The following is a 19,374-nucleotide window of genomic DNA, read 5'->3' as shown; positions in this document are numbered from 1 at the left end:
GGGATAGGCTGCTAAAAACAGCCTGTCCTGCGCTTTTTTCATTTTAAAGCGAAAAGGCTCATATTGTCATTAACCTGTCACTTAAAACTCATTATAAATTTTTGTATATTGCCTGTAATAGTAGATGACTCGCTGTACATAATGCCGTGTCTCACCAAAAGGGATTTGCTTAATGGACTCTTCTTTGCCATCCCACACCCCTTGATCCAGCCACTCCTTAACTTTACCTGGACCAGCATTGTATGCCGCTACGATGACCACAGGATTATCCTGAAACTTCATAGACAGGTTATGCAGATACCAGGTTCCCAGCTCAATATTGGTGCCAGGCTCGTGCTTTACACTGTCCAGCGGGACCTTCTGAATCTGGGCACTGTCCATAATCCAATTGGCGGTATTCGGCATAATCTGCATAAGCCCCAGTGCACCCTTGTGTGACTGCTTGCTGGTTTTAAAGTTTGTTTCCACGCGGATAATAGACGCCACCAAAAATGGGTCCACTTCATACGTCTGTGAATATTGCCGAATTTCATCCTTATATTGAATCGGGTAAAACCAGGACATCCAATTTGAGTTGAGGAACAGAATCAGGACAAATCCGACAAACAAAATGAGCAGGACTCTTTTCTTACGTAAAATGTTCATGCAAGTCCCTTTCGCTGCCAAAACTGATCAATTTGCCGCTCCGTCTCATTCTGTGTTCCGCTATTATCAATAACAATATCAGCCAAACTTTTTTTCTGCTCGATATCCATTTGTGCGGACAGGCGAAGCTCGGCTTGCTCTTCTGTCAGACCGTCTCTAAGCATCAAACGTCGGAGCTGAATATCACGTGGTACATATACAACCATAATTTCCTCGTACAGGCTCTCCAGCCCAGACTCATACATTAACGGGATATCTGCCAAAACAAGCTTGTTCGGCTGCTCCCGTTCATAAGCTTCCATGCGCAGACGCATTTCCTCACGAATAGCAGGATGCGTAATATCGTTAAGTGCCTGTCGCTGAACAGGGTCTCCGAATACAATCTCTCCCAGTCTTTTGCGGTGCAGGGTTCCGTCACTGTTCACTATAGCTTGTCCAAAATGCTGTATGACCGCCGCCAGCACCGGATGCCCCGGAAGCATGACTTCCCGGGCAATGGCATCTGCGTCGATCAGCAGCGCACCCTTGGCGACCAAAAGAGCCGACACGGTGCTTTTTCCGGTAGCGATCCCTCCGGTTAATCCGATATTCATGCTCTTCACCTCATAACAGCTTCAATATGCCCATCATAATCAGTAATAATGCCGGCAATACACCGAGCGCCTTCATAAATCGAAATGCTGACAGGAAGAACCCTGCCTTCATACCAGCAATTAAAAATACACCACTGAATAACGTAATAGCCAGCGCAGTAGACAGAGGCTGAAAACCAAGCATGGCTGCACCTAATCCTGCTCCGAACGCATCGACCGATAATGCAATACCTAACCAAACCGCTTCGGTAGCAGATATACTGCCGGAACGGTCCATATCTGCAGCAGACGGGCTTCGAAGAATCCGAATAACAAGCCCCCATTTGCGGAACTCCAGCGAAAATAACGTTCGCTCCTCTTGCTGTAGCTCCAAAGAGGTTTCTGTCGGTAGGCCTTTTCCTGAGCTGGTTAGAGACTCTGTATTGGCATCCTCTGCACTTTTTTTCTCAGCAAGTGCTGATATATTCCCTGAATCAACCTGTTCCGTAAGGTGAAGATTCCCCGGGACTTCCGCTGCTTCCTCCGTCAAATCTTCCTTGCGGTGCAGAGCCTGAATCAAAGAGTAGCAGCCGATACAGATCAGAATGACAGCACCGAAAACCGTCGTATATACAGGGGACAGGACACGAGATAGTAATGCGCCGAGCTGCATGGATATGCCGATCACTAAACCTGAACATACTGAGATGATCGCAATCGACAACAGTGGAATTTTCATTTTGCGCAGACCATATGTAACACCGACTCCGAAACTGTCCAAACTTAGTGCAAATGCCAGTAACAGCAGGGCTCCCCAATGATTTGCCACTCCAAATTCCCTCCCATTGCGAAGGCTGGGCCTTACAGCAACCTACTTCCTTCGCAGTATTGGTACTTGGAACAATATATGAGAGGGATGGGCTTGGGGTGACTGTGCCTGTTTAGCGCAAAGGCTGGCAGACCGGGCAATGATGTGTGCCACGTCCGGCTACGACGGATTTTTCGATCAATGTACCACAGTTCATGCAAGGCTTCGCGTCACGTCCATAAATTTGCAACTGATGCTGGAAATCGCCCGTTTTGCCCTGTCCGTTGACGAATGATTTGATGGACGAGCCACCAACCTGAATCGACGCGCCCAGCGTGGAGACAATAGCTTCATGCAGTATGCGAAATTGACTATCCGTTAAGCTTTTGGCTGGCTGTGCCGGATGAATCCCTGCCTTAAATAACGATTCATCTACATAAATATTCCCGATGCCTACTACATATGACTGGTTTAACAGCGCTGCCTTGATCGAAGTCGAACGAGTTCCAACAGCGGCACGCAGCACTTCAGGTGTAAAAGCCTCGTCCATCGGTTCCAAACCGAGTTTGTTTAGCGGCTTTTCCAGCAAATCCTGTCCTGCCGGAAATAAGTGCATCGTGCCGAACTGGCGCACATCCTGATAACGCAGCTCCGTACCATCTTTAAAATGAAAGATGACATGGGTATGCTTTTCCACAGGATCATCTTGTGAATACAATCCATAGCGTCCTTCCATTCGAAGATGGGAGACAAGCACCAGCCCGTCCAGCAAAATCCGAAGAAACTTACCGCGTCTCTCCACTCCTGTAATCCGGTGGCCGGCCAATTCCATCGCAAATGCGTGGATATCATCGGGACGTTGGATAATACGAGGCAAATTTACGGTTACATGATCTATATGTTTATCAACGATAAGCTCGTTTAGTGTTCGTTTAATGGTTTCTACTTCCGGTAATTCCGGCATGATGTCTTCACCTCACCCTATATTATAACGGAAGCAACGTCAAATTGGGACTATCTGCTCATTGAAATATCTTACTTGGCCTCATACCAATTGCTGCCATAGCTGACTTCCGCTTTAAGCGGTACAGCCAATTTTAATGCAGCTTCCATGGTAGCCGGGACAAGCTCTTTCATCGTCTCCATTTCCTCAGGCGGAACCTCGAATACAAGCTCATCATGTACTTGTAGCAGCATGCGGCTGCGAAGATTGCGTTCACGCAGCGCTGCGTCCATCTGCACCATCGCCAGCTTGATAATATCGGCTGCGGTACCTTGAATCGGCGTATTCATCGCTGTACGCTCAGCGAACGAACGCTGGTTGAAATTGCTGGCGTTAATCTCAGGCAAATATCGTCTGCGTTCCAGCAGCGTTTTTACGTATCCATCCCTCTTCGCATCCTTCACAATATCATCCATGTAACGGCGAACACCTTGGAACACGTCAAAATACTGGTCGATAAAGCGAGCCGCTTCCTTCCGCGTAATATTCAAATTTTGCGACAGACCATAGTCGCTAATCCCGTAAACGATCCCAAAGTTGACCGCCTTTGCGGAACGGCGCATATCGGAATCTACAGCTTCTGCTGGTACACCGAACACATCGGATGCGGTCTTGGTATGGATGTCCATATCGTGGACAAAAGCCTCTTTCAAACGCTCATCATCCGAAATATCAGCCAGCACCCTCAGCTCGATTTGTGAATAGTCTGCCGCCAAAATCGACCAGCCCGGCTCCGAGGGAACAAATACTTTGCGGATTTTGCGTCCTTCTTCGAGACGGATCGGGATATTCTGCAAATTCGGAAATTGACTGCTCAAGCGTCCGGTTGCCGCAACCGTCTGCCGGAAATACGTATGCACTTTACCTGTCTTCTCCGAAATTTCTTTAAGCAATCCTTCGACATACGTCGATTGGAGTTTGGCAATGGTGCGATATTGCAAAATATTTTGCACAATATCATGATATGGAGCAAGCTTTTCCAGTACCTCTGCATCGGTCGAGTACCCGGTTTTTGTCTTTTTAATAACTGGCAGACCCAGTTTATCAAACAAAATCTCACCCAACTGCTTGGGCGAATTAAGATTGAACTCTACCCCTGCAATGCTGTAGATCTCACCCACCAACGTTGCAATCTGGGCTTCAAATTCTTTACCCAAAGCGCGCAGTTCCTCTACATTCACCAAAATCCCCTGCTTCTCCATATCCGCCAGAATGCGTGATAACGGCATCTCCAGCTCATGGAACAGCTTGTGCATTTCCGTCTTTTCCAGTTCCGCCTGCTGCACAGGTACCAATGCTTCGATCACCGCTGCCTTACGTGCCACATGATCGGATAGTACATCCACGTCAGGAACTTTATATTTAGCTCCTTTACCAAACACTTCGTCATCTGGACGAATCGATGACAAGCCATACTTGGCTGCCAGTCCACTCAACGTCTGATTCGCGTCTGTCGGGTCTAGCAAGTATCCGGCCAGTTGCACATCAAATTCGGCTCCGGCAAACTCAATTCCATGCCAGTGTAAAGCCAAGTCTGTACGGTGCAAATCATGACCGCGTTTTTTGCGTTCAGGATCGGCAAGCCATTCGCGAATAGGGGTAGCTGCATCACTTTGTAGAACATTCAGTGTCATAAAGAACTGCCGCCCCGTTGCGGCAAATATTAAGCCTACAATTTCAGCATGATGCGGATTATCACCATGCGTCTCCACATGCAGCACATTTATGTTATTCAGCACTTCTACCAATTCGCTGATACGCTCTTCATCCAGCACAGTCACGTCTGCCGCGGCTTCCTCTACGCCAACTTCAGCACTGCCAACCTCGCCCGATAAGGATAAACGCTCCAGCAGGGACTTGAACTCCAGTTTCGCCAGAGCTGGTCCAGCCGTCTCTGCCTGTAGCCCGCTGAAAACTACATCTTCCAGCTGTTTGTCCAACGTTACATCCCGATAAATAGTCGCCAATTCCTTGCTCATTCGTGCATCGTCAGCATGTGTCTCCACGCGTTCTTTCATTTTGCCCTTCAGCTCATCCGTGTGCGCCAGCACCTCTTCGACTGAACCATATTGATGCAGCAGCTTGAGCGCTGTTTTCTCACCCACGCCCGGAATGCCAGGAATATTATCCGACGTATCGCCCATCAGACCCTTAAGGTCTATGATTTGCAGCGGCTTCAAGCCGTAACGTTCCTGAATCTGCTCAGGTCCGTACGTTTCCACCTCGGTAACCCCTTTGCGGGTTAAGCCGACCGTGACATGGTCTGAAGCCAATTGAAGCATGTCCTTGTCGCCAGTCACAACCAGCACATTGAAACCCGCTTCGTCCGCTGTTCTGGACAGGGTGCCTATAATATCGTCTGCCTCATAGCCATCCAGTTCAAATTGGGCAATGCCAAAGGCGGTCAATAGCTCTTTCAGCAGCGGAAATTGCTGGGACAGCTCCGGCGGCGTTTTCTCCCTTCCACCTTTGTAATCCTCGTACCCTTTATGGCGAAACGTAATTTTACCAGCATCAAAGGCAACCAAGATATGTGTTGGTTTGTGCTCCTCCAAAAGCCGCAATAACATTGTCGTAAATCCATACACCGCGTTCGTCTGCTGTCCGCTTGAATTCGTCAATGGCGGCATAGCAAAAAACGCCCGGTATATGATACTGTTACCATCTATAAGCATGAGTTTATCCATTTCGCACCTCACAAGTTCATCAATGCATTCGTAACGTTCTTACGTTTTACTCATTCCTCTTCCTATCTTAACATACAAGACTCTTTTTCAGAAAAAAACGGCTGTTTCCTAGCCAAATTTGCCTTTTGCTCAAAGACAAGTCTGGGTTGGAAACAACCGCTATATACCAATCGCTCTACTGGTTCAAATCTGGTCTCTCCCCTGTCACGAGATATACAGTGCTTTCACCGATATTCGTGGCATGGTCACCAATACGTTCAATGTACCGTCCTACAAGCAATTGCAACATGGCTTGTGAAGCCTCTGCCGGCTTTTCTACCATAAAAGCGTATAGATCGCTGATCATATGGCTGTACAAGGAATCTACCCGATCATCCTCTTTAGCCATTTTGTAGGCTAGATCTGTATTTTCATCCAAATAGGATTTGATCGCATTGTCGATCATTTCTTTAACAATGGAAGCCATGTGTGGGATATCTACCAATGGCTTCATCGCCTGTTGCCCTTCCAAGCGAAGTGTGACCTTAGCAATATCAAGTGCCAAATCGCCCATACGTTCCAAATCACTGGAAATTTTAAATGCAACAATGATCCGGCGTAAATCCTTCGCTACCGGCTGCTGGGTAATTATGAGCTTGGAGCCCATATCCAGAATATTTTCTTCCATTGTATTGAGGGATGCATCATTTTTGACTACCTGCTGGGCCATTTCTGTATTTTTGGTCTGCAAACATTCAATAGCCTGATCGAGCGCCTTCGAAACGTGTGCACCCATTTCGCGCAGTACGGCTCTCAGTTCTTCTAATCCTTCATCAAAACCTTTTCTACGTATCATTTCGAAGTCACCCCTTCTCGCATAATCATTAATTTGGCTTTAGCCAAAACGCCCGGAAATATAATCTTCCGTACGTGAATCCTGTGGCGTGGAAAACATCGTCTCAGTATCCGCTGCCTCCACTACAACCCCATTCAAAAAGAACGCAGTTCGACCAGACACACGCGCTGCCTGATGCATGTTATGCGTCACCATGACGATAGTATACGTGTCTCTTAATTCTTGAACCAGTTCTTCAATTTTCATCGTCGAGATCGGGTCCAGCGCAGATGTAGCCTCGTCCATGAGTAAAATATCTGGCTGTACAGCAAGCGCCCGGGCAATGCATAGCCGTTGTTGTTGTCCTCCAGACAAGCTCAGAGCAGAACGCTTCAGAAAATTTTTAACCTCTTCCCACAGTGCCGCCTGACGCAGACTTTGCTCCACCAGTTCATCTAACTTGTCCTTTTGCCGAATTCCATGCAAACGCGGGCCATAGGCCACATTATCATAAATGGATTTGGGAAACGGGTTAGGCTGTTGAAAAACCATTCCCACCTGTTTACGCAGCATTTCTACTTCCATAGTATCGCCGTATATATCTTGACCTGCGATGCTCACGGTGCCTTCAATACGCGTTCCCGGTATCATATCATTCATCCGGTTCAGCGTACGTAGCAAGGTTGATTTGCCGCAGCCGGATGGGCCGATGAAGGCTGTTACCGTTTTTTCAGGAATATCCAGGTTTATATGTTTCAGCGCGTGGAATTTTTCATAATACAAATTCAGCTTATCAATCCGGATTACGGAATCATTCATGGATTTATGATCTCCTTCGTGTTGCAGTTATGGTCCTCAAGCATTGCACCTGATTTGCACAATATGAAGATTATATAAGCTGTGTGTAAATTCAGTGTGGTGGATTTGTTAACGGTATGTAAAATGATCAAGAACTCAGCATGAGTTCAAGCTCGTGTGCAATTCCGGCTGCATTCAAGGCCGCTTCTTCTGCGGAACGGGACATTTCGCTGTTTTTAGCCTCTATTTCATCGACTGCCTGCAATAATTTGGCAAACGTTTGGGTTCCGGCAGATATAAATTTAGACCCTGTATGAATCTGCTGCATACTCGTATCCGTCAGTTCAGCGGTATCACGCAGCATTTGCTCGATATGAGTGAGTAAGCCTGTAATCTGTACAGAAAAAGCTTTGGTCTGGAGTGACATATTTCGAACCTCTTGAGACACAATCTGAAAACCACGCCCGTGTTCACCAGCATGAGCCGCTTCAATGGACGCATTGATCGCCAGCAATCCGCTGTGATCTGCCAGTGCACGAATGGATGAAGCCATGCCCGCAATATCATTGAGCGATTGGGTTAACGCCGTCATCTGCTCATGCTGGCGCTTCATTTGCTCCGTCACTGCATGATAAGAAAGCAGAACATCCTCCAGTTCCACTTTGCCACGGCGGGATAATTCACTCATTGAGCGGGTTAGCTGCACACTGTCATCGGCCTCTTTCGCTGCATCCAGAACAGTCATCCGAATACGCTGGACTCCGTCATAGCTATGTCGAATCACATCGCCCCGGTCTTCGTCTGCTTCTCTTTGCATTCGCTGAACGACAGACAGGATATCACGAATTGTGAGTACACCGAGTAATCTTGTCCCTTCCTTTATCAGTAAACAATCGTAAAAACGCTGATCTTCACGCATCATCGCCTGTTCTACAATTTCTGCTGCTGGACTTTTCAGATCCACAATTAATGTATTGGGATCGGCAAATATAGAAGCCGGTTTGTCATAGAACAATGCCGCAGCAAACCTGCCCGTAAAATGACGATTGTACGCATCTCTCATGATGATGCCCAAAGGAAGATCATTTTTATCCACGACGATGACACAGGGAATATCTTCCTGTGTTTTCATGATTGCTAACAGTTCTTTGCAAGACACATCCGTGCCAATGATCGGAACCTCCGAGCATGGCACATAGGTAGTAATCGGCTTGAACGTTTCACGTTCAATCACGGCAGTGGAACTCGTCTGGGTCTTTGGTTCCGTTATCATCGTTCTGAAGTCCCCTTTTTTTAACTACTTGAAGTGACGGGAACATCATATCGGTCATTTGTTGATTTTAACGGCTATTTTTGTTAACGAAATGTAAAATCACAAAATGGACATAAAAGTCGCTGCTACTGCCTGGAAAGAGAAAAACGCTCCTCATTTATAACAAATGAGAAGCGCTTCTTTTTTTATTTACAACCAGCTTGTACCCCACTCCACGGATTGAATCAATATGAACCGAGTCGGGATCAAGCTCCAGCTTTTTACGTAAGGAACTGACGTGTACATCCACTGTCCGTTGACCGCCGATGTAGTCAAAGCCCCACACGGCATTCATTAGATCATCCCGAGTCAGGACCACACCCGGCTTGCGGGACAAATAGAGGAGCACCTCAAATTCCTTCGGTCTTAAGCTGATGGACTGACCTCCAAGAATGACTTCATATTTCTCAGGGTAGATTTCCAGCTCGCCCAGTTGAATTTTGGAGCCATCTTTCTGTTCAGACAACACTCCTTCATCCCCTCCGGATGTTCTTCGCAGTACAGCCGTTACGCGGGCCAGTAGCTCAGAAACGCCAAAAGGCTTTGTGATGTAGTCATCAGCACCCGACTTCAGTCCTTGGACCACCTCAGCCTCCCCGTTTTTAGCGGTTAGAATAATGATAGGTGTCGTCAGCCCCTGATGGCGAAGTCTGCTGAGAATGTCCAGTCCATTCATCCCCGGCAGCATCAAATCTAGCAGGATCAAATCGTAGGATTCTCTGGAGGCTCTTTCAAACCCAGCACTGCCATGATCCTCCGTGTCCACTTCGAAACCTTCTTGTATCAAATTGTAGGATAGCAATCTGGCAAGCGTTGGTTCATCCTCAATAACCAGCAAACGTTGTCCCATTAATAACTTCATCTCCTGTTTACCTGTTAAAGGCGCATTGGTCAAAATCGTGAAATCTTTTCCATACTCATGCGACACCCGTTTATTTTATCACGGCATTGTTAACACAATGTAAAAAATGTTATAGTTCATTCTTCCTGTTGCAATAACGGTAATTCAACGGTAAACGTGGTACCCAAACCAAGCTCGCTTTCGACCGAGAGTGTACCATGATGTAGATCGACCAGGTGCTTGACGATGGACAATCCCAGTCCCGTTCCGCCTGAGTTGCGCGAGCGTCCTTTGTCCACCCGGTAAAAGCGCTCAAAGATACGTGGCAGGTCCTTCTTCGGTATCCCAATCCCCGTATCACTGACTGTAAATACGACCTTTTCCGTGTCATTGTCCCGTTGTAACGTTATAACCTTGATCTTTACCTTGCCGCCATCAAGGGTATAGTTAATGCCATTAGACAAAAGGTTCACGAAAATCTGCTGAAGCTTATCTTCATCTGCCTCCATAAACAGTTCATCCGGGATATCCATGTGCAACGTAATTCTTTTTTTGGCAGCTACATTGTTCAGTTTCTCCAGCAATGATTCTATAAAAGACGAGATATGAATCGGAGAGCAATCCAGGGGGGAGCGCTTGGACTCGATTTTGGAAAGCTCTAGAATATCGCCGATCAGTCGATTCAGTCGTTCGCTTTCGTCATATATAATTTGCAAAAAGGAGCGGGCCGTTTCCTCATCTTTAACCCCACCACCAAGCAATGTCTCGGCAAAACCCTTGACTGCCGCAATTGGTGTTTTTAACTCATGAGAAACGTTTGCCACAAATTCGCTTCGCATATTTTCCAACCGTCGAATAGCTGTAATATCCTGCAACAAGAACAGCATCCCCCGGTATCCCCCTTCATCCTCATACATAGGGACACCATCCAGCAAAACGAGTCGTTCCTCAGGATTGTACAAATGCACCTCACCATGCAGCCTTTCTCGGCTTTGTATACTACCTTCAATAAGCTTTGTGAGCTCATAGTGCTTCTTCAGCTCATGATACGGCTTGTCTGTCACCCGCTTACCCACGACACCGAGCATTCGCTCAGACTCACGGTTGACAAGCGCTATGCATTCACGAGCATCAATCATCAGAATCCCGCCTGTCATATTACTCATGACACTCTGGAGGAGATCCTCATTGTCACGTATCGTTTTCATTTGGTTTTGGAGACTGTCGGCCATACGATTAATGGCTTCACCCAGTTGTCCTACCTCATCCCGGCGCTGTACACCGACCCTAGCGTCATAATCTAGTCCTGAAATGCGGTTGGCTACCCCTGTAATATGTTCAATGGGCGAGGTGAGGCTGCGAGCAATACGATAGCTCATCAGTCCAGCAGCAATAAACAGCAACACAAGACCAATCCCGATGGCCGTCCAGCCGCGCTGCATTCCCTCTTCCACCGCTTTCAGACTCATGGACAAACGGATATATCCGTCAAAGCCCTTGTCCGATACAACAGGCTCAGCGACATATAGCATGTTTCGTTGCAAAGTTTCACTGTAGCGTATCGTCCGTCCGATTCCCTCCGACGTAGCTTGCCGTATTTCTTCACGCGATGCATGGTTTTCCATCTTGCGTGGATCGCTTAACGAATCACCCACCACCGTTCCATCCTTACGAATGAAGGTCACTCGCGAATCGGTCAGATGGGCAATTTCCTTCGCCTTCTGAGAATAATAGGAGACGTAATCTGTGCTGGATAGGGCATCAGCATTAACAAATGGGAAAGTAGCGCGAAGCAGATCGATCTCGCGACCCATGTTCTCCTCTAGCACCTTCATATTCGAATTTTTGAAAATTTGCCCCATAGTGATCCCAGCAGCAAGGACAGATACGCCAATCAAAATCAGCATGATCAGGGTAAGCCTGAAACGAAACGATTTCATAGAAATTTGCCCATCCTTTTATGTAAGTTAATCTCATTCTACAGGCTACCTGCATTATGTTCCACTGTGAAAAGAAAAAAAGGCCGGAGCAAAAGACTGCCCCAACCTTTTCTTTATCCTCTTATCCGTTTACAACTTCACCGCCATTGATATGAATAACCTGCCCGCTTACATAAGACGAATCGTCTGAGGCAAGGTACACATAAGCTGGCGCCAATTCTTCCGGCTGACCTGGGCGCTTCATAGGCTGTGCTCCTCCAAATTCGCTCACTGTTTTTGCATCAAATGTAGACGGGATTAACGGTGTCCAGATCGGTCCTGGGGCTACAGCGTTCACCCGAATACCTTGATCCGCCAAATTGAGCGAAAGGGAACGAGTGAATGATGTGATTGCCCCTTTGGTGGAGGAATAATCAATGAGTGTCTTATTCCCAGCATACGCGGTAATCGACGTTGTGTTAACGATGGCGCTCCCTTTCTTCAAATGCGGCAATGCCGCTTGTGTCAGGAAGAACATACCGAAGATATTCGTACGGAACGTGCGCTCCAACTGTTCTTTGGTGATATCCTCCAGCTTTTGCTGTGGATGCTGCTCGGCCGCATTGTTCACGACAATGTCGAGCTTGCCCAGTTCGTTCACCGTCTGTTGCACCGCTTTTTTGGCAAATTGGTCATCTCCGATATCGCCAGGAATCAACACGCATTTGCGTCCTTCCTGTTCGACTTGACGCTTGGTTTCTTCCGCATCCTTATGCTCATTCAAGTAGACGATAGCTACGTCCGCACCTTCTTTGGCATACGTGACAGCTACAGCCCGCCCAATTCCACTGTCTCCACCAGTAATCAGTGCAACTTTGCCTGTGAGCTTGCCAGCCGCTTTGTAAGTTGGTTTTTCGAATTGAGGTGCAGGCGTCATTTTGGATTCAATCCCCGGTTGCTGGTCCTGATGCTGTGGGGGCAAGGTTTGCTGAGGTTGGTTGCTTTTAGCCATTATACATTCTCCCTTCAAAATCAGATATTTTTTAGGATGCAACATTTGCATCCACTCTACTCCTGATTTACCACACAAACTTATCGGTTAAACGAAAAAAGAAAAAACTAGCTATATGAGCACACAAAAAAACGGCCTGTGCTTATTCTGCACAGACCGCTTTATTCAACGTTAGCCTTCGTCATTATTTAATTGGCCGATTAAAATGGTTCATTAAATAATATCGCTATATATCATTAAAAACGTAATTAAGATCATGAAGACAGCCAGCAGCGTACTGAACATCCGAATTTTGCTAGCGTATTGCGTAATCGGCTGTTGGTTGCGAATCGCTTCCAGCGACAACCGTAACGGCTTACCCATAGCCCCAGCGATACCGGAAATAGCAAGAAACAATACCAACACGACCACGATCCAAGCTACGGAATATGGACCCCAGGCAAAAATCATATAGATACCGCTAATAAGCACGAGAATCAGTGCGAATTGAGCCAAACGATTCAATAGCTGCACAGCCGATATCGTCCCTTCCTGCGCGCTTGGAGCCAATTTGTCGATTTTGCCCACGACGAAGGGGAGCAATAAATAAAAGCCCATTGCCAGTGATCCAATAATGTGAATAAAAGACATTCTTTACAACCTCCCAGTTCTTTGTTTTCTTACAAACTTTTTTTCCATAGAACGATCATATTCCAACGAATGACTAGCATCTTTACAATGTTTTGGGACATGCTTTTCTATGTAACTATTAGTGCATATGAACTCTATTATACCGGGGAAGTGGATCAAAGCAAAGGAATAGGACGGGGAAAGTTTCAGCTTGGGGGGAGGGTACAAATCCAAACTGAAATTTTCAATATTAAATGAAAAGGAAGAAAACGAATAGACTATTAAAAAATAAAAGAGGTGGCCAGCAGCCATAACGATGGCTAGGGGACACCTCTTCAAGTAAAAGTATACTGTTTTAGTAGAAAATCGGATCTATACGTTGACTATTTTAGTCACATTGCGAACCGCTTCAGCGGATTCATCGAGCGCTGCTTTTTCTTCGGCTGTCAATTCCAACTCGAACACTTTTTCGATGCCATTACCGCCAAGAAGTGTAGGCACACCGAGGAACAAGTCCTGATAGCCATACTCTCCTTCCAGGTAAGCAATGACTGGAATAATCCGTTTTTTATCTTTTACAATCGCTTCTGTCATTTGCGCAAGCGAAGCTGCCGGAGCATAATATGCGCTGCCATTACCCAATAGGTTAACGATCTCTCCGCCGCCCACTCGTGTACGTTGTACGATCGCCTTGATACGTTCCTGAGAAATCAGGTTTTCGATAGGTATACCTCCCACGCTGGAATAGCGTACGAGCGGCACCATATCATCACCGTGACCACCCATAACGAAGCCGCGCACGTCTTCAACCGAAACGTTCAGTTCCTGTGCAATAAAGGTACAATACCGGGCTGTATCCAGCACACCTGATTGACCAATAACCCGATTTTTCGGGAAATCAAGCGTTTGGTATGCAGTATAGGTCATAGCATCGACCGGATTACTCAGAATAATGACGATAGAATCGGGCGCATACTTCTTCACATTCTCACATACGGATTTTACAATTCCTGCGTTCGTGTTGACCAAATCATCACGGCTCATACCCGGCTTGCGCGCGATCCCGGCTGTAATAATGACGATATCCGAGTTAGCTGCATCCTCGTAATTAGAAGTGCCCATGATCTGGGTGTCAAATCCCTGCACTGGACCAGCTTCCAAAATATCAAGCGCTTTGCCTTTAGTCGGATTCTCTAGTTGCGGAATATCGATGAGTACGATATCACCTAACTCCTTTTGAGCCAGCAGCAATGCGGTAGTGGCACCGGTAAAACCGGCGCCAACAATGGATATTTTTTTGCGTTGAATGGTCAAGTAGTATTCCCCTTCCTTACAGGTTACTAATAATGGTATCCGCGAACTCGGAGCATTTCACCTGTGTAGCACCATCCATCAGACGGGCAAAATCATAAGTTACAATCTTCTTATTAATGGACGTCTCCAGTCCTTTGTAAATCAGGTCAGCTGCTTCTTTCCAACCCAAGTGTTCAAGCAGCATGACGCCGGACAGAATTACGGAACCAGGGTTCACTACGTCTTTGTCAGCATATTTTGGAGCTGTACCATGTGTAGCTTCAAAGATAGCATGCCCGGTTACATAGTTAATGTTTGCACCTGGCGCGATACCAATTCCACCAACTTGAGCAGCAAGAGCATCGGACAGATAGTCCCCGTTCAGGTTCAGCGTAGCAATGACATCAAATTCAGAAGGACGAGTCAGCACCTGCTGAAGTGCAATATCAGCAATCGCATCCTTGATAATGATTTTGCCTGCATCTTCAGCTGCTTTTTGAGCTGCATTTGCCGCATCCTCACCTTCTTTTTCCTTGATGACATCATACTGGGCCCAAGTAAATACTTTATCTGCAAATTCTTGCTCGGCTACTTCATAGCCCCAGTTCTTGAAGGCACCTTCGGTAAATTTCATAATGTTACCTTTGTGTACGAGCGTTACACTCTTGCGTCCGTGGTCAACAGCATACTGAATAGCTGCCCGTACCAGACGCTTTGACCCCTCGGAAGACACTGGCTTGATCCCAATTCCTGAAGTTTCAGGGAAACGGATTTTATTCACGCCCAGCTCTTGCTGAAGGAACTGAATCACCTTTTTCACGTCTTCGGACCCTTCGGCATATTCGATCCCTGCGTAGATATCTTCTGTGTTCTCACGGAAAATGACCATGTCCACCAACTCAGGACGTTTTACTGGAGACGGGACACCGTTAAAGTAACGGACAGGACGCAGGCAAACGTATAAATCCAGTTCTTGGCGCAATGCCACATTCAATGAACGGATACCACCGCCAATAGGTGTCGTAAGTGGACCTTTAATGGCTACAATATACTCACGGATGGCTTCCAACGTATCGTTAGGGAGCCACTCGCCGTATGTATTGAAAGCTTTCTCACCAGCGAATACTTCATACCAGGCAATCTTTTTCGTGCCGTTATATGCTTTTTCTACAGCTGCGTCCAGTACGCGCTTGGAAGCTTTCCAGATGTCGCGACCTGTGCCGTCACCTTCGATAAACGGAATGACCGGATGGTTTGGAACCTGCAGTTGACCGTTATCAATCGTAATTTTTTCGCCTTCAGTTGGGAGCTCAAACTTTTCAAATTTCGCCATAAGTTCCTTTTCCTCCTCAGATATGAATGGGTACAGGACGAAAGACATGATCTTTATCATAGACAAAAAATTACATCTCTCGCCGACCCTTCTATTGTACCTTATTTTTTAAATTCAGGGTATACAACCTCAATCTTCCTCCAAAGGTTAGCGCAACTCTGGTGACACATATTTTTGATCCATTGGGCCTGTGTATTCGGCACGAGGACGAATCAAACGGTTATTTTCATACTGCTCTAAAATATGTGCAGTCCACCCCGATACACGGCTCATAGCAAAGATAGGAGTAAACAAATCCCTCTTAATACCCAGCTGGGTATATACGGAAGCAGAATAAAAATCCACATTCGGTTTCAAGCCTTTTTGCCCTGTTACAATACTTTCAATTCGAACTGACATATCAAACAACGTAGTGTCGCCGTTCATTTCTCCCAGTTCGCGGGACATTTTGTGCAAATGCTTGGCACGCGGATCACCGTTTTTATAGACACGATGTCCGAAGCCCATAATTTTTTCGCGGTTATCCAGTTTGGCCTGAATATAGGAGTCCACCTGATCCAGACCGCCAATCTCCTCCAACGTTTTGGCAACAGCCTCATTGGCTCCACCATGCAACGGTCCTTTTAAGGCCCCGATGGCAGACGTGATCCCGGAATAAATATCTGATAAAGTGGCTACCGTTACACGCGCAGCAAAGGTCGAAGCATTCAATTCATGATCGGCATGCAGCACGAGAGCCTGATTGAACGCTTTAATAGCCGTCTCCTCCGGATCCCTGCCAGTCAGCTGATACAAAAAGTTTTCAGCAATAGAAACACCTTTTTTAGGCGCAATTGGTTCCAAGCCTTCGCGTATACGTGCTATGGCTGCCACAATTGTGGGCAATTGCGCCTGAAGCTTGACGGTTTTAGTCACATTGGACTCTCTTGACATATCATCCGCCTCTGGGTCATACAAAGCAAGAGACGATACAGCTGATCTCAAGGCAGCCATCGTGCTCAATTCTTTCGGGTATAACTTTAATTGAGTAATAATTTCATCCGGAATAGCAGCATAGTCGCTTAACTGGCTGCGAAGCTCTTGCAATTGTTCTTGGTCAGGTAATTTTCCAAACCACAACAAATAAGCTACCTCTTCAAAATCGGCGTTAACAGCCAAATCATCAATGTTATAACCCCGGTACGTGAGAACGCCATCTACGATAGAGCTTATGGAGGAAGTGGTCGCTACGATCCCTTCCAGACCTTTGGTCGCCGTCATCGTTACATCTCTCCTTTGTAAAAACATTGTGAACGGACTTGCAATGTAAACATTTTCAAAAGTAAGATATGTCTTTTAAATAGCTGAGTAATGTTAACGCCATATGTCAATATTTAAACCTTCTTTCACTATACTGGATTTTGTCGTTTATGTGAACATTGAGGGCTATTCCAACACATTCAAATGTTTTATCGCTTCTATAAAGAAATTTTTGAAACCCCTTACAAAAAATATGAGCTCATTTGCACTTTTTTACATAGGTCTTGTCTTACCCTCTCCCCGCATAAGTATAGTAGAGCACTGATTTTAAGGGACACCATCGAAAAGAAAGGAGTCGTGAGCGCTTGAGCCGGTTAATCCTGAATCGCATATTACGTGCTCTATGGGTCGTAATCGTGATTGTAGCTCTGTTGCTGGGCATATATGTGCTGTTCCCTCTCGTTTATCCTTTCCTATTCGCCTGGCTTGTGGCCTATGCTATGAACCCACTGGTCGTTTTTTTGCGTAACAAGGCTCGTATGCCGCGTTGGGCAGCTGTCACGGTCTCATTATTTGTATATTTAGGCGGAATCGCAATCATCCTGTCTGCTGCAATCACCCGCATGGTTCGAGAAGTGATTAAGCTGGCCATGACTTTTGACGGGCATATCGAGCGTTTTAAAAGCCTGTTTATTGATTGGACTCAAAGCGATTTGATCCAAAATATAATTATTGAAATCAACCATTTTATTCGGGATAATCCCGATTACCAACACACCATCAACAGCAATATTGATAAAACGACTCAAACCGTCAGTTCGGCTGTTACTACGCTAGTTGGTCAATTTTTTAATGGGGTTTTGAATTTACTAACCTCTCTGCCTAATATGGGAGCTGTGCTTATGGTTATTGTATTATCGGCCTTTTTTATTAGTAAGGATTGGGATCGACATTATCGGATACTTTCGAATACGGTTCCAGATACGATCCGCAAACCATTGTCAGATATTTGGCACGATCTGCGTAAAGCATTGTACGGCTATTTGCGTGCACAGTTTATTATCATTTCCATTACGGCATTAACGGTTATCATTGGGCTGTTCATCTTGCGTGTGGAATCGGCCTTTACTATCGGTTTGATGATCGGGCTGGTGGATTTGTTACCTTATTTAGGGGTTGGCATTGTGATGATTCCGTGGATACTGTATGCGTATATGTCAGGGAATTTAGCACTAGGGGTTGGATTGTCGATCCTATATGCCATCCTGTTGATTGGACGGCAGATCGTGGAGCCTAAGGTGCTGGCCAGCAGCGTGGGATTGAACCCGCTTCCCACCCTCATCGGTATGTTCATCGGGCTCAAGCTGTTTGGCGCTTTAGGACTCATTATCGGACCTGTATCACTCATCGTCCTTGATGCACTAAATCGCGCAAATGTCATTCAGGACTTGCGCAACTATATTCTTGCTGGAAGAGTCCGTTAGTCATGGATAGGGGATAACGGCAGCTCAGTCAAAAGCGCCGAAATGTAATACTGCCGTTTTTCATTTTTTTCTCCAGCCACTTTAATAAAAAACGTCGGTACAATACTCGTGTTAAAGGAAATACCAACGTAAAACCAATAATATCCGTTATAAATCCAGGGATGAGCAGCAAGCTCCCACCGAAAAACACACATAATCCATCTAGCATTTTACGGCCGGGCATTTGGCCCCGATTCATTTCATTTTTGGCATCGGCAATCACCTTTCGGCCTTCAAATTGCATCATGGCAGCGCCAATCAAGGTCGTCAGAATAATGAGCAGAATAGTTTTCCCCGCTCCAATCCAGTGACTTACCCATATAAACCCGTACAGCTCCGCCAAAGGAATGAGCAGCAGCAACAGCCACAGACGTTTACGCATCATCATGACTTCTGTCCCTCCCCGCCTGCAAAAGCAGACCTTAACGCAGTGTACAACTCAGGTAGTGCCTGATCGAGCCGAACGGGCTTCCAGTCGGTATTCAGCCACACATGTCGTGTCGTTCCTGTGACCAGCAGTTCTCCCGGCAGCGTGTCAGCCTCTGTCCATACCTTTCCCACATTCTTTTGGTGCTCCTCCTCCGTTACCCGTCGAACCTCATAAGTATAGTTCAAACGTAGTCTGGAGAAGTCCGTAATAGCGGTATAAATAGTAACTAAATCATCATATCGAGCAGGACTCGCATATTTCGCATTGATTTCAATAACTGGCAGCAAAACTCCCCGATCTTCCATACTCCGGTAGTTAAAGCCTGCCTGCCGGATCATTTCCGTACGCCCGATCTCAAACCAGTTTAAATAATTCGCATGATACACGACCCCCATCTGGTCGCTTTCCTGATAACGGACACGTAGAGGTGCGCCATACCATCGTAGTTGCGTTTGTTTCTCCTCTTGAGTCATACAAGCTCTCCTATCTTTGTGCATCTTTATCTCTATTTTGCCCTCTCTCCATTAAACCATATT

General features: G+C 46.3%; 18 protein-coding genes. 1 reads left to right on the top strand and 17 read right to left on the bottom strand.

Going from position 1 to position 19,374, the window contains the following annotated elements; all coding sequences use genetic code 11:
* Positions 1 to 81: 81 nt before the first annotated feature.
* The 15 genes from ACU1JV_RS09950 to citZ form a co-directional block, all read right to left on the bottom strand.
* Positions 82 to 645: a lytic transglycosylase domain-containing protein gene (locus tag ACU1JV_RS09950; protein WP_013370365.1), complete on the bottom strand. Its 564-nt coding sequence runs from the start codon at positions 643 to 645 to the stop codon at positions 82 to 84.
* Positions 642 to 1,238, bottom strand: coding sequence for a dephospho-CoA kinase (gene coaE, locus ACU1JV_RS09945; protein WP_413985879.1), 597 nt, complete (start codon positions 1,236 to 1,238; stop codon positions 642 to 644). The genes ACU1JV_RS09950 and coaE overlap by 4 nt, the downstream gene beginning before the upstream one ends.
* A gap of 10 nt (positions 1,239 to 1,248) precedes the next feature.
* Positions 1,249 to 2,046 (bottom strand): MntP/YtaF family protein, encoded by a 798-nt coding sequence (locus tag ACU1JV_RS09940; protein WP_413985878.1) that lies wholly within the window; start codon positions 2,044 to 2,046, stop codon positions 1,249 to 1,251.
* A 112-nt stretch (positions 2,047 to 2,158) separates the two neighbouring features.
* A complete protein-coding gene (gene mutM, locus ACU1JV_RS09935) occupies positions 2,159 to 2,989 on the bottom strand; it encodes a DNA-formamidopyrimidine glycosylase (protein WP_413985877.1) in 831 nt (276 codons plus the stop codon).
* 71 nt (positions 2,990 to 3,060) lie between these two features.
* Entirely contained in the window at positions 3,061 to 5,715 is a 2,655-nt protein-coding gene (polA, locus tag ACU1JV_RS09930) for a DNA polymerase I (protein WP_413985876.1), read from the bottom strand.
* A gap of 175 nt (positions 5,716 to 5,890) precedes the next feature.
* A complete protein-coding gene (gene phoU, locus ACU1JV_RS09925; RefSeq protein WP_016819636.1) occupies positions 5,891 to 6,550 on the bottom strand; it encodes a phosphate signaling complex protein PhoU in 660 nt (219 codons plus the stop codon).
* 39 nt (positions 6,551 to 6,589) lie between these two features.
* A complete protein-coding gene (pstB, locus tag ACU1JV_RS09920) occupies positions 6,590 to 7,348 on the bottom strand; it encodes a phosphate ABC transporter ATP-binding protein PstB (RefSeq protein ID WP_013370358.1) in 759 nt (252 codons plus the stop codon).
* A gap of 127 nt (positions 7,349 to 7,475) precedes the next feature.
* Positions 7,476 to 8,600, bottom strand: a complete 1,125-nt coding sequence (locus ACU1JV_RS09915) for a methyl-accepting chemotaxis protein (protein ID WP_413985875.1) — start codon at positions 8,598 to 8,600, stop codon at positions 7,476 to 7,478.
* 157 nt (positions 8,601 to 8,757) lie between these two features.
* A complete protein-coding gene (locus ACU1JV_RS09910; protein ID WP_013370356.1) occupies positions 8,758 to 9,489 on the bottom strand; it encodes a response regulator transcription factor in 732 nt (243 codons plus the stop codon).
* A 128-nt stretch (positions 9,490 to 9,617) separates the two neighbouring features.
* Positions 9,618 to 11,420 (bottom strand): two-component system histidine kinase PnpS, encoded by a 1,803-nt coding sequence (pnpS, locus tag ACU1JV_RS09905; protein WP_413985874.1) that lies wholly within the window; start codon positions 11,418 to 11,420, stop codon positions 9,618 to 9,620.
* Between the two features lie 121 nt (positions 11,421 to 11,541).
* Positions 11,542 to 12,411 (bottom strand): SDR family oxidoreductase, encoded by an 870-nt coding sequence (locus ACU1JV_RS09900; RefSeq protein WP_025676257.1) that lies wholly within the window; start codon positions 12,409 to 12,411, stop codon positions 11,542 to 11,544.
* Positions 12,412 to 12,624: 213 nt separating this feature from the next.
* A complete protein-coding gene (locus ACU1JV_RS09895) occupies positions 12,625 to 13,041 on the bottom strand; it encodes a hypothetical protein (protein WP_129549004.1) in 417 nt (138 codons plus the stop codon).
* A 351-nt stretch (positions 13,042 to 13,392) separates the two neighbouring features.
* The gene (gene mdh / locus ACU1JV_RS09890; protein ID WP_025676256.1) at positions 13,393 to 14,334 is read right to left on the bottom strand and encodes a malate dehydrogenase; all 942 of its coding nucleotides are present in this window, start codon (positions 14,332 to 14,334) and stop codon (positions 13,393 to 13,395) included.
* Positions 14,335 to 14,350: 16 nt separating this feature from the next.
* Positions 14,351 to 15,646 carry an NADP-dependent isocitrate dehydrogenase gene (icd, locus tag ACU1JV_RS09885; protein WP_016819629.1) on the bottom strand — a complete coding sequence of 432 codons (1,296 nt, stop codon included), beginning with the start codon at positions 15,644 to 15,646 and terminating at the stop codon, positions 14,351 to 14,353.
* Positions 15,647 to 15,793: 147 nt separating this feature from the next.
* Complete coding sequence (gene citZ / locus ACU1JV_RS09880) at positions 15,794 to 16,906, bottom strand: citrate synthase (protein ID WP_013370349.1); 1,113 nt, start codon at positions 16,904 to 16,906, stop codon at positions 15,794 to 15,796.
* Positions 16,907 to 17,250: 344 nt separating this feature from the next.
* On the opposite strand from citZ, the gene ytvI reads away from it, so the two are divergent.
* Positions 17,251 to 18,369, top strand: a complete 1,119-nt coding sequence (gene ytvI / locus ACU1JV_RS09875) for a sporulation integral membrane protein YtvI (protein ID WP_025676254.1) — start codon at positions 17,251 to 17,253, stop codon at positions 18,367 to 18,369.
* Between the two features lie 28 nt (positions 18,370 to 18,397).
* On the opposite strand, the gene ACU1JV_RS09870 is transcribed toward ytvI, so the two are convergent.
* Positions 18,398 to 18,796, bottom strand: coding sequence for an FxsA family protein (locus ACU1JV_RS09870; RefSeq protein WP_013370347.1), 399 nt, complete (start codon positions 18,794 to 18,796; stop codon positions 18,398 to 18,400).
* Positions 18,793 to 19,311, bottom strand: coding sequence for an acyl-CoA thioesterase (locus ACU1JV_RS09865; RefSeq protein ID WP_044785433.1), 519 nt, complete (start codon positions 19,309 to 19,311; stop codon positions 18,793 to 18,795). The genes ACU1JV_RS09870 and ACU1JV_RS09865 overlap by 4 nt, the downstream gene beginning before the upstream one ends.
* Positions 19,312 to 19,374 lie beyond the last annotated feature (63 nt).

The sequence above is a fragment of the Paenibacillus sp. T2-29 genome, assembly GCF_052921365.1.
Note: the sequence above shows the minus strand (reverse complement) of the source record. Positions and strands in the feature narration are given on the sequence as shown.